The 16,180-nt window shown below is 52.7% G+C and carries 14 protein-coding genes; 12 read left to right on the forward strand and 2 right to left on the reverse strand.

The annotated features are described in order from the left end of the window. Positions 1–64 precede the first annotated feature (64 nt). Complete coding sequence (gene dacB, locus GOV45_RS05325; RefSeq protein WP_170475173.1) at positions 65–1,543, forward strand: D-alanyl-D-alanine carboxypeptidase/D-alanyl-D-alanine endopeptidase; 1,479 nt, start codon at positions 65–67, stop codon at positions 1,541–1,543. 35 nt (positions 1,544–1,578) lie between these two features. On the opposite strand, the gene GOV45_RS05330 is transcribed toward dacB, so the two are convergent. Beyond that, positions 1,579–2,001 carry a tellurite resistance TerB family protein gene (locus GOV45_RS05330; RefSeq protein WP_170475176.1) on the reverse strand — a complete coding sequence of 141 codons (423 nt, stop codon included), beginning with the start codon at positions 1,999–2,001 and terminating at the stop codon, positions 1,579–1,581. A gap of 84 nt (positions 2,002–2,085) precedes the next feature. Continuing rightward, a complete protein-coding gene (locus GOV45_RS05335; RefSeq protein WP_170475179.1) occupies positions 2,086–3,837 on the reverse strand; it encodes an adenylate/guanylate cyclase domain-containing protein in 1,752 nt (583 codons plus the stop codon). 173 nt (positions 3,838–4,010) lie between these two features. On the opposite strand from GOV45_RS05335, the gene GOV45_RS05340 reads away from it, so the two are divergent. The 11 genes from GOV45_RS05340 (at position 4,011) to GOV45_RS05390 (ending at position 16,165) form a co-directional block, all read left to right on the forward strand. Further along, on the forward strand, positions 4,011–5,585 hold the full coding sequence (locus GOV45_RS05340; RefSeq protein ID WP_170475182.1) for a lysine--tRNA ligase: 1,575 nt from the start codon (positions 4,011–4,013) through the stop codon (positions 5,583–5,585). A gap of 48 nt (positions 5,586–5,633) precedes the next feature. Next, entirely contained in the window at positions 5,634–6,035 is a 402-nt protein-coding gene (locus GOV45_RS05345; protein ID WP_170475185.1) for a DUF4864 domain-containing protein, read from the forward strand. A gap of 136 nt (positions 6,036–6,171) precedes the next feature. Further along, a complete protein-coding gene (locus tag GOV45_RS05350) occupies positions 6,172–8,184 on the forward strand; it encodes a glycosyl hydrolase family 28-related protein (RefSeq protein ID WP_254447901.1) in 2,013 nt (670 codons plus the stop codon). A gap of 231 nt (positions 8,185–8,415) precedes the next feature. After that, complete coding sequence (locus tag GOV45_RS05355) at positions 8,416–9,843, forward strand: tyrosine-type recombinase/integrase (protein ID WP_170475188.1); 1,428 nt, start codon at positions 8,416–8,418, stop codon at positions 9,841–9,843. Then, a complete protein-coding gene (locus tag GOV45_RS05360) occupies positions 9,833–10,495 on the forward strand; it encodes a hypothetical protein (protein ID WP_170475191.1) in 663 nt (220 codons plus the stop codon). The genes GOV45_RS05355 and GOV45_RS05360 overlap by 11 nt, the downstream gene beginning before the upstream one ends. A 252-nt stretch (positions 10,496–10,747) precedes the next feature. Then, complete coding sequence (locus GOV45_RS05365; protein WP_217362438.1) at positions 10,748–11,098, forward strand: helix-turn-helix domain-containing protein; 351 nt, start codon at positions 10,748–10,750, stop codon at positions 11,096–11,098. After that, positions 11,095–11,763: an AAA family ATPase gene (locus GOV45_RS05370; RefSeq protein WP_170475194.1), complete on the forward strand. Its 669-nt coding sequence runs from the start codon at positions 11,095–11,097 to the stop codon at positions 11,761–11,763. Before GOV45_RS05365 ends, GOV45_RS05370 begins: the two co-directional genes overlap by 4 nt. Beyond that, positions 11,760–12,548 (forward strand): ATP-binding domain-containing protein, encoded by a 789-nt coding sequence (locus tag GOV45_RS05375; protein WP_170475197.1) that lies wholly within the window; start codon positions 11,760–11,762, stop codon positions 12,546–12,548. Before GOV45_RS05370 ends, GOV45_RS05375 begins: the two co-directional genes overlap by 4 nt. Positions 12,549–12,657: 109 nt before the next feature. Next, the gene (locus tag GOV45_RS05380; RefSeq protein WP_170475200.1) at positions 12,658–15,225 is read left to right on the forward strand and encodes a DNA primase family protein; all 2,568 of its coding nucleotides are present in this window, start codon (positions 12,658–12,660) and stop codon (positions 15,223–15,225) included. A 343-nt stretch (positions 15,226–15,568) separates the two neighbouring features. Beyond that, a complete protein-coding gene (locus GOV45_RS05385) occupies positions 15,569–15,784 on the forward strand; it encodes a hypothetical protein (protein WP_170475202.1) in 216 nt (71 codons plus the stop codon). Between the two features lie 81 nt (positions 15,785–15,865). Beyond that, positions 15,866–16,165 carry a hypothetical protein gene (locus GOV45_RS05390; protein WP_170475203.1) on the forward strand — a complete coding sequence of 100 codons (300 nt, stop codon included), beginning with the start codon at positions 15,866–15,868 and terminating at the stop codon, positions 16,163–16,165. Positions 16,166–16,180: the final 15 nt, after the last annotated feature.

The raw sequence follows: 16,180 nt of genomic DNA on the forward strand, positions 1-16,180 counted from the left end.
CCAATCGGAGCATAATCCGTTTCAATGGTTGTCTGACGGTAATCTCTGGGATTTTATTTGACCCATGGTTGATCGTTTTTCGCGTCGATTTTTTCTTGGCGGGGTTGGGGCATCCTTGATACCCGCAACAAGTTGGGCTGGTGCGCCCCTTGTGTCCTTGCGGCCGCAACTGCGCGGCAAGCAGTTCAACGGTGCGGAAAGGCTGGTACGGCAGGCGCAGCTCAAGGGCGAAGTAGTGTTTGCAGTCGCCGACGTTGCAACAGGTGTTCAACTCGAAGAGCTTGGCGGCCAACAGGCTTTGCCGCCTGCCAGTGTAGCCAAGGCACTAACGGCTCTTTATGCACTAGATGTACTTGGGCCGGATTTTCGGTTTGAGACAAAGTTGATTGCAGATGGGCAGATAGAGAACGGCATCCTCAACGGTGATCTTATACTAGTCGGTGGGGGCGACCCCCTGCTAGATACCGATGCATTGGCTACTATGGCGGCCAACTTGCGCGAGGCGGGGATAACCGAGGTGCGTGGTGCGTTCAAAGTTTTTGACGGTGCGCTACCATACGTTTTCAGTATAGACCCCGGACAACCGGACCACGTGGGTTACAGCCCGGCGATCAGCGGCATATCCCTTAATTTCAATCGCGTTCATTTCGAATGGAAACGTTCGGCAAACGGATATGGCGTTACCATGGACGCGCGAAGTGCACGGTACAACCCGGCCGTGGAAATGGCCACAATGCGGGTCGAAAACCGTAAATTGCCCATCTATTCATATACGCCCAGCCCACGGCAGGACCGCTGGACAGTTGCAAAGGGCGCGTTGGGCGATGGGGGTGCGCGTTGGTTGCCGGTTCGTAAGCCAGCGCTCTATGCAGGTGATGTTTTTAGGACCTTGGCGCGCGTAAATGGGATTGTATTAGGCCGCGTGCAGGTAACGCGTGAAGTAACGATCGGCGAAGAATTGGTGGTGCATCAAAGCGATCCTCTGGAAAGTATCCTTCGGGGCATGCTGAAATACTCGACCAATATTACGGCGGAAATGGTTGGACTTGCTGCGTCTGTCGCGCGTGGGGCCGAGCCTCAGAGTCTGGCCGAATCTGCGGCGGAGATGAATCGCTGGGCCGCGGAATCCTATGGTGTCTACAGGATAGCGATGGTAGATCATTCTGGTCTTGGCGATATGTCTCGTATGGCACCGGCAGATCTGGTTGCTGCTTTGGTGACCGCGCGTAAGACAGGGGTGTTGCGACCGTTGTTGAAACCGTTTGCTCTGACGGACAGTCAGGGTCGTGTCGTTAAAAACCACCCGATCAAGGTGGATGCGAAGACAGGAACACTAAATTTTGTCTCAGGCTTGGGCGGTTTCCTAACAACTGCCGAGGGATCCGAGCTTGCCTTTGCGATATTCACTGCAGACGTAAATCATCGAGCAACGATACCGCGCGAAAAACGCGAGCGCCCCGACGGAGCACGCAGCTGGAACCGGAGATCCCGCAAGTTGCAGCGCGCCCTGATCGAGAGATGGGGCGCGCTGTATGGCAGCTAACGTAGATGCCATTAAAGTGTGATGAGAATTATTAATTAGACTGTGTGTCTTGCCCTTGCACCGCGTTCGATGGCCGCGGCGTGAAGCCTATCGATACTTAGCTCGTACCGGATTTCTTCTAATAACCTCAGCTCGGTTTCGGCCAGTGATCCGTCTGCAGCGGCTACGTCGCAAGCCAGCGCATATGCCGTTTCATTCAGCCTTTCGGGCAGGTTTTCCCGGATAAGGCCAAACATCGCATCCAAGCCGTCTTCTTGTTCAAATAAATCAAAGACGATCTGGCTCACGCGGCGCGTACGGTCGATATCGTAACCCGCAAAAACCGGCAACATGTTTACGGCGCCTTCGATTTTTACCAGTTCCGCTGTTCGGATTGTCTCGTCCGACGCCGAGATCGCAACCATAATCGCAACAAGGCAATCCTGCGGGGACATTGGGTGTGTAACTTGCTCGGTCATTGGATCATCCTGCTTGGGTGTAGCTGCGCGCGAACGATATGGGCGGGTGGAGGCGGGTTCAACACCTTGTTTAATGACTGAGGATCAATAAGGCACGCCCGCGTCTTTGAACTGAGCCTCGATCCGAGTGCGATCTGCGTCTTTTTCTATGAGTTTCAAGAAATTCCAGCCCGAAAGTCTGAAGTCCGGAAAGCCGGTCGTTAGCGTTTTGACAATAACCTCCGCCTTCTCGAACTGCCCGGTGGCGTGGTAAGAGGCAGCTGCCCAGCAATATGCAGGTGGCCCCACTGGCCCGCCTCTTTCTACATTTCGCTCAAAAGCGGCAAGTGCAGCGTGGAACTGACCAGCCATGAATGCAGCATGACAGACAACATTCAGATAAGGTCCGTTCACGAAATTTGGGCTTAGTCTGAACGCGGTTTCTGCTGCTTTTTTCGACTCGTCATGATTGCCTCGCATGCCGTTGGTAACGGCATAGATCACGTGAGCGTCTGCATCGTTGGGAAGTAGACTGAGACCTTGCTTGGCTGAATCGATCGCCTCGTCAAAGCGCCTTTGGACCAATAGCGCGAGGTTAAGAGCGGTGTAGGACCAGCCAAAGGATTTGTCGAGCGCGATCGCTTTGTAAGCCAATGCCTCGGCGCGGGCGCCGAGCGCATCAGGGTCGCTGTGGCCCCAAAGCGCGCCAAAGCCAATTATCCAGGACAGTCCGGCGTACCCGCCGGAAAACTCAGGTGCCAATTCCACCACCTTATTGAATAGCTCGCTTGCGGCGGCCATTTTCGCGGGAATTGGTGGAAAAGGCGTTGCCTTTGCTTGCACAAACAATTCGTACGCTTCGATATTGGTCGTGTGTACCGAACTCAGGTGCTCTGTCTCTGATTTTGTCAGATTTACAGAAAGTGCGGATACTACCTCGCCACAGACCATGTCCTGAAGCTCGAAAACCTCGGCGAGCAAGCCGTCATAGCGGTCCGCCCAGATATGTCCGCCCGATTTAGCATCGATTAACTGGACATTGATTCGCACGCGCTCACCAAGTTTTCGAACACTGCCTTCGACGACGTTGGCAACACCCAGACGGCGTCCGACCGTCGGAATGTCTACCGCTTGACCCTTGAAGGCAAAAGTCGAGTTCCGGGCGACCACGAAAAGGCCAGAAACCTTGGACAGATCGGTGATCAAATCCTCGGTCAGACCATCTGCAAAATGGTCTTGATCAGGATCGCTCGACATGTTGTCGAACGGCAGAACGGCCACGGATGGCAAATCAGGCAATTTTAGCTCGGGCTCAGATTGGACAGGTTCCGAGCCGTTATCCCAGTGCCATAAACGGGTGGGGTTGGCAATGTTCTTTAATTTCTGTTCACCTCCATCCAACCAATCAATATCCAGCTTACCTTGAACTTGTTGGTAGGCGGCGCCTGAAATTCCTACGCCGCCAGGCGCTACTAGGGGCTCAATTCTGGCAGCCACATTTACACCGTCTCCGAAGATATCATTTTCGTCCATCACGATGTCGCCGACATGAATTCCTATGCGTAACTCAATTTGGCTGTTCCCAGGAGCAACCGCGTTGTCAGATTTCAATAAAGACTGCAGTTCGATTGCAGCCTTTACGCTTGAGACGGCCGAGGTGAACTCGATAAGAAACCCGTCGCCCATCGTTTTGACCAGCCTGCCGTCATGCTGATTTAGGAGTGGTTCGATAACCTCAGTCCTAAGACGGCGAATAGTGTCGATAGTACCAGTTTCATCTGCGGCCATCATTCGGGAATATCCGACAACGTCCGCAGCCATTATTGCAGCCAGTTTTCTTTGGTATCCAGTCGACATTCTGTAGACCCTATCGCTCGTGTAGCCGCCCACCTAACAAAAATTTCCGTTTTGGTAGAGTTTATACGGGAAATTCCCCCCAGTTCATTGACTCATGCTGCATCCGCACAATAGGAGGGGCCGGTCCGGTTGCTTGGTGTAACCGGCGTCGTTCCCCGATGGAGACCACTAAAATGTCTGAACTGCGTGAAACCGCGATGTCGTCCAAGGCCTGGCCTTTTGAAGAGGCGCGCAGGTTGCTAAAACGGTACGGGCAGGGCGCACCGGAAAAAGGTTATGTGCTTTTCGAAACTGGATATGGTCCATCTGGTCTGCCTCACATAGGTACGTTCGGTGAGGTGGCGCGGACCACTATGGTCAAACGCGCGTTTGAAGCCTTGTCGGACATTCCGACCAAACTGATCTGTTTCTCGGACGATTTGGACGGAATGCGCAAGGTTCCAACGAACGTGCCGAACCCCGAACAATTGAAGGATTATCTTCAATGCCCGCTGACGTCGGTTCCTGATCCATTTGGCGAATATCCGAGCTTTGGCGAGCACAACAATGCGATGTTACGTCGGTTTCTCGATACCTTTGGATTCGAATATGAATTCTATTCGGCTCGCGATTTCTATCGCTCGGGCCAATTTGACAAGGTCCTGAAAACTGCGGTCGAACGCTATGACGACATCATGGCCATTATGCTCAAAAGCTTGCGGGAAGAGCGGCAGCAGACTTACTCGATTTTCCTGCCGATTCATCCCGAAACCGGACGTGTGCTTTATGTCCCGATGAAAAAGGTCTGTGCAGAAACCTATACCGTTACCTTCGATGATGAGGATGGCAAGGAATGGACCCTGCCTGTAACCGAAGGCAACGTCAAACTGCAGTGGAAACCCGATTTTGGTGCGCGATGGGCGGCTCTGGGCGTGGATTTTGAAATGTATGGCAAAGAGCATGCCACAAACGAAAAGATCTATGATGCGATTTGCCGGGCTCTTGGCGGACGTGCGCCGGAACATTTTTCGTACGAACTTTTTCTGGATGAAAACGGGCAGAAAATTTCAAAATCTTCCGGCAATGGTGTGTCTATTGACGAATGGCTTACGTACGCGCCGACCGAAAGTTTGGCTTACTTTATGTATCAAAAGCCAAAGACGGCCAAACGCATGCATTTCGATGTTATTCCAAAGGCCTATGATGAATACCATCAACAATTGCGCGCCTACCCGGGGCAGGACTTGAAGGCTCAGTTGAATAACCCGGTTTGGCATATCCATGGCGGTGATGTGCCAGAGTCAACACTGATCGTGCCGTTTGCGATGCTTTTGAACCTCGCTTCAGTTTCGGGTGCTGAAGACAAAGAAGCATTGTGGGGCTTTGTCCGTCGCTATGCGCCTGAGGCAACTGCCGAAACACATCCTGATCTGGATCTCGCGGCTGGATTTGCTGTTCGCTATTTCAACGATTTTGTCAAACCGACCCGAAAGCATCGCGCGCCCACTGATCAGGAACGTGAGGCGCTTCAGGCGTTGAAGTCGGCATTGGAAGCGTATGACGGTCCGATCGAGGATGAAGCCCTGCAATCGGTGGTTTATTCTATCGGGCGCGATCGGTTCGATCCTATGCGTGGATGGTTCACGGCCCTTTACGAGGTGCTGTTGGGCGCTTCGCAGGGCCCTCGGTTTGGCGGGTTCATCGCACTTTACGGAGTGCCTGAAACCATTGCCTTGATCGACAGAGCGCTTGCCGGGGAGTTGGTCTGATTTGACCTCTTGAGGCGCGGGGCTACTCTTTGCGCAGGAGGTAGCCCCATGCGTCGATTATTTATTGCCTTGTTCATAAGTGCCGGTCTGGCCTCGGGTGCATTCGCGCAGAATGCCGAGATTGAGGCGAATATCACCGCACAAATCCAGGCGTTCAAGGCAGATGACTTTGACACCGCATTTACCTTTGCCAGCCCAAACATCCAGCGATTGTTTCGAAATTCCGATAATTTTGGAGCGATGGTTCGCAACGGCTATCCTATGGTTTGGCGTCCTGCAGATTTGCGTTTTCTCGAATTGCGAGAAGTATCCGGATCGCTGTGGCAGAAAGTAATGATCGTGGATGGCGACGGCCGCGTTCACATCCTCGATTACCAAATGATTGAGATGGAAAATGGCTGGAAAATAAACGGCGTTCAATTGCTTGGAGCGTCGGACCCAGCGGCCTAAAGCAACACCTACGTACGGTGCGATGAGCGGCGGTTAGTCCCCTTGAGTTACGCAGATTGTCGTGTTCGGGCTGGACCCGGACCCATCGATTATGCCCGCGGTGACATGCCGTGGAAAAACTGGGAAAGGGATTTTTATGAACAAGGCAGTCACCGAAGGCACCGAATTCATGCCACCCGCATTTGCAGATGGCTTGGGGGTTTGGTCAAGCGGCGACGGAACACCCGGTTCACCCACGTACGATGGATCGGGGAGCGGCGCTTTTGTACCTGCTGATGCAGACTTCGCAGGGTGTCTTGAGATATTCAAAACAGAGTCCACGCAGCGGTTGCGGTATATGGGCCAAACTCAGTTGCTGCCGGGGTGCTATTTGCAAATCAAGGCACGAGTGAAGGCAATTAGTGGTCCATTACCCACAGTCCGTGTTGCAGGATGGGCCGGTGGCGCAGGCGACGCACATGTGACCGGGCTGATCGAGCAGGGCGAGGTTATACAACTACACGAGTACGGCAGAGTATATGAAGTTTCGGCGATTGTCGGAAGCGGTAGACGGCAGGGCGTCGATATGCCTTGGGGGTCAGACGCGCTGTACGGCCATTTCGGGTTGGATATCAATGGAACGAACGGCGCTGTAATCCGAGTAGACGACATTGAGATCACTGATGTTTCCAACGTGTTCTTGCGGGACATGATCGGTTTGGTTGACGTTCGCGATTTCGGTGCAATTGGTGATGGCGTGACCGACGACTCTGCAGCCTTTGCAGCGGCTGATCAGGCAGCGGATGGTCGAAAAATATACGTTCCGCAAGGAACCTATTTGCTGGAACAAAACACCACCTTGTCGGCTGACGTTGATTTTGATGGTACGGTGACAATGCCGGATGACAAGTTGTTGGTTCTGACAAAGAGTTATGACTTGCCGACCTACATATCCGCCTTCGGGGATGAAGAACTGGCATTTAAGAAAGCCTTCCAAGCCTTGCTGAATAATGCTGACCATGAATCCTTGGACCTAGGCGGGAGAAAGATCGCGGTTACCGAGCCGATTGACATGCAAGCAGCGGTACCGAACCGTTCGACTTACGCGACCCGCCGCGTGGTGCGAAACGGACAATTTGATGTTAAAAGCAGTAGCGCTTGGGATACCGAGACTTTTACGTCGGTTGCAACTTACAACCCGACCGATCCGTACAAACTTTCAAACGTTGCAAACGTTGCGAATATCCCTGTCGGAGCTTTGGTCACCGGGAGTGGCGTGGGGCGCGAGATCTATGTTCGGTCAAAGAATGAAGGTGCTGGCGAAATTACTCTGAACGCCGCAATTTACGATTCGGTGGGAACTCAGACGTTTACCTTTACCGATTTCAAGTATCTGCTGGACTTCGGTGGTTTCAGTTCGTTGCAAAAATTCGGCATGGAAGGGATCGAGTTTCAGTGTAATAGCCGTTGCAGTGCAATCCGTCTTTCACCGGGTGGAAACACTTTTGTGCTTAAAGATTGCTTTGTCAGTCGCCCAAAGGATCGGGGGATCACTTCGATTGGCATCGGATGCCAGGGTATGCTGATCGATGGTTGTCAATTCCTGTCCAGCGAAGAAGACTTGGACGTAGCTGACCGTAGCTCGATTGCGGTGAACTCCAACGCCAACGACGTCAAACTGCGTCATAACCGGGCAAACCGTTTCCATCACTTTGCAGTATTAGGTGGGGATAACAATCTTGTGCTTGGCAACCACTTCTTTCAAGGCGACAGCGCATCAACCGGGGTGCGCAACGCAGGTTTGGTTCTGATTGGCGGCTACAATAGTTCATCAATTGCGGAAAATTATGTCGACAACTGTTTTATCCAGTGGACGAATGAGCGTGACGCATCGCCAAACTATAACTCAGGCTATTCATTCAGTGCGCTGAGTATCACGGATAACATATTCTACGCCAGCGATGTGGAGTCTTGGTTTAGTTTCATAGTTGTGCGTCCTTATGGCAGCGGGCACTATCTGAATGGTTTGGCCGTCACCGGAAACAAGTTTCGCACCAACGCTGGGTCAATTTCTCGGGTGGATCGGGTCGATACCACTTTTTCCGATTTGAACCCTGACAAGTATTCAGCAGTCTCAGGGTTTGAGCTCTGCCGGGACTGCCGCGCATAAAACACTGAAACACAGGCATAACCTCCTGTTTTCGTTGAAATCACAAACTGTGACCGCTGATCGCCCTGCCCAAATCATTGTCCGCAGTTGATCGGGCATGATTGGGGGCGATTATGTAAATCGTGATGCAAACGTTGATGAATGGCGGATGCGGTGTTATGTGGGAAGGGGCTGAGAGAGCCGTCCAAAACCCTCTCAGCCGGAATCATCGTCAAGCATGAGGACCCAACGATGACTGATCGGAAGTTATCCGCAAATGAGCGAGCTTTGAAGCTCTTGAATGAAGCTCTTGCAACAGGCGTTCGAAATGAGCGGCGCAAGGCCATTCAACAAGCCATTGATGTTTTCGAAGGCAGGCAGGGAAAACCCAGCTCCATCCGAAATATCACTCTCGACAACATGAAACCCGGTGATCGTTTTACCGACCCTGAGCATATGGGTCTGGTCTTTCGCTGTAACAGTGACGGAGTGCAGGCGTATTACCGTTGGCGCCACCCTGTTTCTGACAAACAGACGGAAACACACATTGGCCGTTACCCAGACCTTGCATTGGGTGATATCCGCGACCTGCATTCTGATCTGCTCAGGCAGCGTAAATCCGGCAATATACCAAAAGTGCCAAAGGTGACTGTTCAGGCGGTCATGTCTGTCAAAGAGATGGTTGACCGATACCTTGAGGAATACGCAAAACCGTTCAAACGAAGCTGGCGGGATGATGAGCGCCTGTTGAACCAGTATCTGGTCGAACCCTTCGGCGATTACCCTGCAAACGAAATAACGAAAGACATTGTTTCCGGCATTCTCGACACACTGGAGAGTGCGTTGCGCAGTGAGGGCAAGTCGATGAGGACCAGTCAACTTTTGCGGGCGGTCATGTCGAAAATGTACAATTACGCGATGGCAGTTCCCCTGAACAAAGAGCCACTGTCCGGGCAACCCATCAACCGGGTGAGCTGGTTACCTGCAGGATCGACAAACCCTGTCGCGATGACACAGAAGGCCGGATATAAAGCTCAGCGCCATTCTCCAAAGATTGCGGAGCTCAGAACCTTTTATGAGGTTGCGGCCACAAGATCGGACGAAGACTCTTCCAGTGACGCAATGGCTCGCAAAGTTCTGCAGCTTCAAGCTCTCACTTTTACCCGCATAAACGAAGCCTGTGCCGTTGAATGGTCAGAGATCGACTTTGAGGCGGGTACGTGGGAAATCCCCGCCAGCAAGTCAAAGAACCGTCATGCCCATAAAGTTATGCTGAGCAGGCAGGCAATGGAGCTGTTGCAATCTCTGGACCCAGACACCGCAAAGTCACCTTTCGTGTTTCCGGCAGCAACCGATCCGCAGAGGCACATCATCAAAGGTCTCGTCCAGAAGTTTTGGAGAACGCAGAGGCAGGCTGACAGTTCCATCAATCCCAAATTCGGCACACACGGCGTCAGAAGGGCAGGAGCGGCGTTTGTGAAGCGAGCGGGCGGCAATGAGGATGTGCGGGACAGACTGCTCAATCACGTTGATACAAGCTCTGTTGATCGAATGTATTCCGAAGGTGAAACTTTGGATGGTGCCGCCCTGAGATATTCGCAACAATGGGCTGATCATCTCGACAGCCTGATATCGTCCAACATCGTCCAAATTCATGAGGCCCGATCCGATGCAACTTGAAAGACCCCCACTCACAACCCTTGCCGAGTTCCACGAAGTTATAAAAGCGTGTGAGGCCGGAGAACACATCCCGGCAACCCAGAACATGCCAGAACATTATCGCACCCCTGAGGGGCGCTTGATTGCCGCAGTTCGTTACAGGGACGCAATCAAAAATCTTGAGCAGATGGAGATAATCGAACAGCCGCTGACAGTACCCGTGTATTCAACGTGGCAGGAAGCGCAGGAGATTGTTTCAGAGTGCCCAGCGGAACCAATACGCACATATAAAGGCACTTCGTATTATCTGACTGATGCAGGCGTGAAATATGACTTCGACACGATTGAATACATGAAAAGCGAGATTATCCAGAAAAGCACACTCGAAAAAGCGCTCGCGATGATGAAGGCAGAATATTCTGCTCCCGGCAGTGACATGAATCAAAAGAAAGCTGTTGCGTGGAAAGAAGCCGCAGGGCGGATCATTCTCGAAATAATGGACGATTACCCGGATCACAGGTCAATGATAAAGGATGCGTTTATTCAATACTGCGCGTGGCAGGCAGAGGAACCAGACCTGCGGAGGGAAATTGAGGAAACGTACTTCAGAAAAATATTCTCCAGACCTGCCGTGCAACAGCTCATCGAGGCTCAGGCAAAGAAACAGCCCTGATTCCGGGAGGCTGGGAGGCCCATTCCACACATCCGACAAGAGGGGTTTCTTCTGGTTGTATTCCCCAACCCTGCGATGCAACCAGAGGAATCCCCACATATAAAAAAGGTAAAAACAGCCTCCCAGCCTCCCATCCTCTTGATATTGCTGGGGAATACCCCAAAACAAGCCTCCCATAAACCTCCCACAAGCCTCCCATAAACCTCCCATAACTCCCAAAGTCATCCGTTACGGGCGTTTGACAGGCTCAACTTGTCCGACAAGTCACCGTCTTGTCCGACAGGCCAGCATGTCGCCGTTCCCGACTGTTATTCGATTCTCATGACCGCCGCCGCTCATTGGCGGAAACCTGAGGAAATCGAACAGATGACAATCGAACAGAACATTGCAGATGATGAGCTCACTGTTATTGAGCCCGATCTGATGCGCCTGCCGCGCTTCGTTACCGAAACCGGGATACCGCGCAGCACAGTTTACGACCTCATCCATCGCGGAGAAATCGACGCCATAAAGATTGGTCGGGCAACTTTTATCCAGATGGAAAGTTACGCCCGGTTTTTGGACCGCCAGCGGTGGAAACCAAACCGGAGGACGGGAGCATGATTCACGTCGATCTCTCTCCCGATCAGGAAACAGTCAAAGCCAAAGTTTTGGCGTGGCTGAAATCCGGCAAGCAGCAGATGTTCAGCATTGGCGGCGCTGCAGGGTCTGGCAAAACAACACTGGCGCAATCCATTGTTGCTGATGCTGGCCTGCAACCTTTCAACAATGCTCTGTTCTGGCAGCAGATGACACTCGGGAGGCCAAAGCCTCAGGAGAACACATTCTGCTGTGGAGCTCTCACAAGACGCGCTGCAGGGGTATTGGCTCGCAAGGGGGTAAAGGGTGCCAGAACCATTCATTCGCTCGCATACAACCCGTGGATAAATCTCACGCCGGAAATAAAGCGGGAGATTGCTGCAACTGAGAAAGAGATTGCCTCGCTTGAGGCAGAAGTTGACGCCCTGACAGAAAAACACGGCACAGACGAGCATGACTCAGTTGTCAAAACTGTGCGCAAAATGTTTCGGCTGATTGCTCATGTGGACGCTCTGAAAGCGCCGGATTTTCAGTTCAATTCCGAACAGATCGAACAAACCTCTCTTTTGTTGCTTGATGAAAGCTCAATGATCCCCACGCAGATTTGGCGTGATCTTCTGGGTTCGGGTGTTCGCATTCTGGCAATTGGCGATCCGTTCCAGCTCCCACCAGTGGAGGCAGGACGATGAGCACATATTTCAACCTGAGCACATTGGATGCCGAACTGACCAAAATTCATCGGCAGGATGAGGGCTCTGTCCTTGAGCTCGCAACAAGCCTGCGTTGCGGTAATGGACTCAAGTACGGCGAACATGCCGAAGCTCTGATCCTGCCATATGACCAATGGCAGGCTGACGTTGTGAAGGCTCCTGACGTGTTCGCAGAGGCAGGTTTCGTGATTGTCGATAAACATGAGACCCGCCGGAAGGTAAACCGGGCAATCCGGGAACTGCACCTCAACCGCATGACATACAATCCTGAGCCGGGTGATCGTCTGGTTATCTGCCGGAACTGTGCGCAAACCGGGTTGGCGAATGGCGACGTTGTTGAAGTTTCTGCCGTTGAATGGCGGGAGGATTTCAACGGGTATGCGGTCACTTCGTACACCCATCAGGAAACAGGCGAATCTTTCTCCGGCAAAACAGACGCATTTGCCATTCCGGTAAATCGGCTTGCACAGACATACGACCAGAGGCCAACGAAGATTTTCCGCGACGGATTGGACAAAGCCGATCTGCCAATGATCCCGGTTGATTTCGGATGGGCCGTTACCTGCCACGCTGCACAGGGAAGCGAACGCGATAACGTCATAATCATCGGGAACTGGATGGGCGGTATGGATGCCGAGTCAAAAGCGCGGTGGATGTACACGGCTTTGACCCGGGCTCGCAAACACGTGCTGGCATACATTGTGCCTTTGCCACCTTTGCCAGCGTGGAAAGCGCGTAACAGCTCAATTCAGGCGGTTTCGTGATGCAATCGTTGATGGTCAGTAATTCGATCGCTCGGAATATTCAGCAATTATAACAAGTTACACGGTTGGCAATCGCTGACAGCAGATCAGCCAACCGCATGAGGACAGCATGTCAAACCTGACAGACAAATTGAGAGCAGCCGAGCGGCGACACTCTGACAAAATATTGGGTGATATCGGAGCCCTGCCCACGTACCCAAATAAACATGCGGTATGCCCCTTGCCCGGGCATGACGATAACAACCCATCGTTTCGATATGATCCTGAGGCTGAGCGGTGTTTCTGCTCCTGCAGGCCCAACGGAATTACACTGACAGATGTTGTTGCCGAAATCAGGGGCGTAAACACAGGCGACAAAACGGGTTTCGTCAACGCTGTCAAAGCTGTCGAGCAGATCACAGGCGAGCAGATTCTGGAAAAGCGCGTCAATGGTGCCGCCCGGGTAAATGGGTCGAAACCAACGCCAGAGCAGGAAGCTGCCGCCGCAAAGCTGGCAGAAGAAAAAGCCGAGCGGGAGAAACAGCAGCAGGCCGAAGTTGCGGCAAAGAGCCGCTGGATTGAGAGCGAGTTGCAACGGCTGGAACCGATAACCGGAACGCCTGTTGAAACATATCTCCGTCAACATCGCGGCCTGACAGATATGGAGCTGGATTTCCCCAATCTCGGATTTATGCCGGATTTCCGCACAAAGCCCGGTGGGAAAGTCTCTCCTGCGATGGTTGCAGTTGTCAGAGATTCCAGCGGCAAAATTACCGGAATGGCGGGAACTCTCCTGAACTCCGATGGATCGCCAAAGCGCGACGCCAAAGGCAACAAGATCAAACTGTCATGCGGGAGCCTGAAAGATGGTTTTGTCACTCTCAGGCATCCTGCAGCGGCGTGTGTGGCGATTGCAGAGGGCATTGAGACCGGGCTGAGCAGAATTGCAGCAGGGCCTGCAGAAGTTCGCGTGTGCGTCGGCATTATCCGCACCAGTGCCTGCGAGAATGCCACGGGCCGGGTGGAGTTTATTTCAGACGTTGATCAGATCGTCAGAACGCGCCAGCTCGCGAGAGAGCAGGCAAAGAACAACCGGAACATAAAAGCATACGTTATTGCGCCGCCTGCATCCTTCGGAGCCAAAGCGGATCTGAATGATGTTTTGATGGAAATGAACGCCGAGCGCGTTTTGGGTCTGGTCGATGATGGTGACAGAATTCGTGCCGCTCGCAAACACAGTGGCGTTGAGCAACTGACCATCGGATCAGATGTTGAAGTTTCAGACCGGGTACTTGAACAGCTCGAAGATTTACACGGCAACATTGCCTTTGCCGAGGGTGCGGCGTGGGCATTCAATGGGCGCATCTGGGAGGCACTGGACGAAAACCGCCTCAAGCGTCACGTACAACGCTTTGACGGAGCCATTTACCCAACAGCGAGCGGCAAAGATGCCCGGTATTCCCTGACCAGCGGCAAAGTGAAATCTGTCATTGAATTACTGTACACGAAGCGATCCGATGAGGACTTTTTTACAAGCAGCCCAACGGGTGTCTCATGTCGCAATTGTTTCGTGTCTGTGCGCCCCTTGCCCGGTGGAGAATGGACCGCGACAGCAGAACCTCATGCCCGAAACCAGAGAGCACGGCATTACGTCAACGCAGATTGGCATCAGGAGAGACCTGCAGACTTTGATCATCGCTTGAAGGCAAGCGACTTGAACAGGTTTCTGAGGGGTCTGTTCTCATCTGCAAAAACTCTTGAGCGAATCCAACGCGAACAGCCGCACCTGAATTTCACGCAGGAAACAGCAGGCAAAGATGTTCGGGATCGTATCCGCGCCATTCTTGAGGTTGCTGCATGTGCCATTCTCGGGCACGGAACCCGGTTGAGTCATCCGAAGGCTGCAATCTTTGTCGGGCAAGGTGGCAGTGGTAAATCCACCGTTGGCGAACTTCTTTGCGCCCTGATTGATCCCAAATCGGTTTCATCTGTCCCGCCGAGCGTTATGGGCGAGCGTTTCGGGATGCCTGCCTTGCGTGGAGCTGCCCTCAATTATGCAGAGGAAGTGTCATCGAAGGCATTGGGCGGCGACGTTTTCAAACGAGTTGTGACCGGAAACATTTGCAACGCCGAGCCAAAGAACAAAGACGCCTTTTATTTTCGCCCAACCGCGCAGCACCTGTTCATAACAAACAAAGTTCCAACCTTTGCAGGCGGCGTTGATACCGGGCTTGAGCGCCGGGTTCTGATCATTCCTTTTGACAATCGTTATGCCGACACAGCCGACAAAGTTGCCATTGGTGATTATGACGCGCTGGCAGATCGCAATCTGCTGCAAAAGATCGTTGATAATGATCTCGACCTTTTTCTGGCACTGGTCATTGATGCCGGGTTGGGCCTGCTCAAAGCTGGTGCTTTGACAGAACCGGAAACCGCGAAGATCGCAAAGAACGATTGGCTTGATGACTCAGACCGGGTTCGCGCGTGGGCACGGCGGCATTTGGTTGTTCAAGCCAATTCGAAGCTGACTGTTGAGGACGCATACAACGCTTTCAGAGATTGGTGGGCTGACGAAGGTCTGTCGGTGGGAATGCCTGCAAAGAACAGTTTCTCATTCCGGCTGTCCAATCATGAGCCTGCCCTGAAACGCGGCCCTGACAGCGTGAAGGCCCATTTCATCAACGCGAAACTGAAATGAGGGCAGGGGCAGTGGATTTACTCGACACACTTTTGAACGACGAACTGGGGGAACAAAAGGACAGAGAATGTTACAAACACCTGCCGCCCCTTCGTCGCCTTGTTCACAAGCTGCGTACCATCGCGGATTTGGACGAGCTCGACGCCCTCAGGAATGCGCCGACCTTTGGATACCGCCCTCAATGGAGCGGGAGAGAGCTGGAAGTCATCCACTCCCGCAGAGATTGGCTGATACGCAATCAGCGATCTGCTGCCAGCAATTCCCAACAAAACAACGGGAATAATCGAATCGACCTTTTGAACCCGTCAACGAATGACTCACGCAAACAGAGATGAGAGGAAAAATGAGCGCAATTGATGAACTCAACACACGAACAGAAGCGGAGGCGAAAGTTCATGACGCAATCGCCCTTCGTATGAATGTGACGTTGCTTGCCGATGGACAGAAAGAGCTTGCGTACCTGCAGGCCGCTCACATCAGGGCCGGATCGCCCAAACGGGTAAAGATCAGGCTCAACCTCCCAACAAAATACAAACGGAGGGCTGAGTACGAAATCTGACAACGCGGCACGGTTGGAGAAAACCACAAAGCCAACCGTGCCAACGATGACCATCCCTGAGGGGATACCCCCTCATAACACATGCAAGAGGAATATGACGATATGTCAAAATCTGGCGTAATGTTCGATCACTTTTTGAAAGCAACCCTGCAGGGGATCGAAAAGAACGGTTGGCCGTGGGAGCACGGCGAGCTCAGCGCATACGAAGTGCAAAACTGTTTTTACCACATGCTCAAGTGGCAACTCATCGAAGTCGGCGAATGGGAAAGCGGGCCGTTCACGCTGACAGCCAAAGGCCGCGAATATCTCAAAACTTTGAAAAAGGCGTATGCGCCCGTCACTGACTGGTCAGACGAAGTGCCTTTTGAAGCCGAAGCGTAATCAACAGGAGAACTT

Origin of the sequence: Ruegeria arenilitoris (genome assembly GCF_013035425.1) — a bacterium.
GTDB classification, from domain to species: domain Bacteria; phylum Pseudomonadota; class Alphaproteobacteria; order Rhodobacterales; family Rhodobacteraceae; genus Ruegeria; species Ruegeria arenilitoris_A.

Coding starts and splice junctions, on each gene's coding strand:
- dacB (WP_170475173.1), top strand. CDS start 65: ATGGTTGATCGTTTTTCGCGTCGATTTTTTCTTGGCGGGGTTGGGGCA.
- GOV45_RS05330 (WP_170475176.1), bottom strand. CDS start 2,001: ATGACCGAGCAAGTTACACACCCAATGTCCCCGCAGGATTGCCTTGTT.
- GOV45_RS05335 (WP_170475179.1), bottom strand. CDS start 3,837: ATGTCGACTGGATACCAAAGAAAACTGGCTGCAATAATGGCTGCGGAC.
- GOV45_RS05340 (WP_170475182.1), top strand. CDS start 4,011: ATGTCTGAACTGCGTGAAACCGCGATGTCGTCCAAGGCCTGGCCTTTT.
- GOV45_RS05345 (WP_170475185.1), top strand. CDS start 5,634: ATGCGTCGATTATTTATTGCCTTGTTCATAAGTGCCGGTCTGGCCTCG.
- GOV45_RS05350 (WP_254447901.1), top strand. CDS start 6,172: ATGAACAAGGCAGTCACCGAAGGCACCGAATTCATGCCACCCGCATTT.
- GOV45_RS05355 (WP_170475188.1), top strand. CDS start 8,416: ATGACTGATCGGAAGTTATCCGCAAATGAGCGAGCTTTGAAGCTCTTG.
- GOV45_RS05360 (WP_170475191.1), top strand. CDS start 9,833: ATGCAACTTGAAAGACCCCCACTCACAACCCTTGCCGAGTTCCACGAA.
- GOV45_RS05370 (WP_170475194.1), top strand. CDS start 11,095: ATGATTCACGTCGATCTCTCTCCCGATCAGGAAACAGTCAAAGCCAAA.
- GOV45_RS05375 (WP_170475197.1), top strand. CDS start 11,760: ATGAGCACATATTTCAACCTGAGCACATTGGATGCCGAACTGACCAAA.
- GOV45_RS05380 (WP_170475200.1), top strand. CDS start 12,658: ATGTCAAACCTGACAGACAAATTGAGAGCAGCCGAGCGGCGACACTCT.
- GOV45_RS05385 (WP_170475202.1), top strand. CDS start 15,569: ATGAGCGCAATTGATGAACTCAACACACGAACAGAAGCGGAGGCGAAA.
- GOV45_RS05390 (WP_170475203.1), top strand. CDS start 15,866: ATGCAAGAGGAATATGACGATATGTCAAAATCTGGCGTAATGTTCGAT.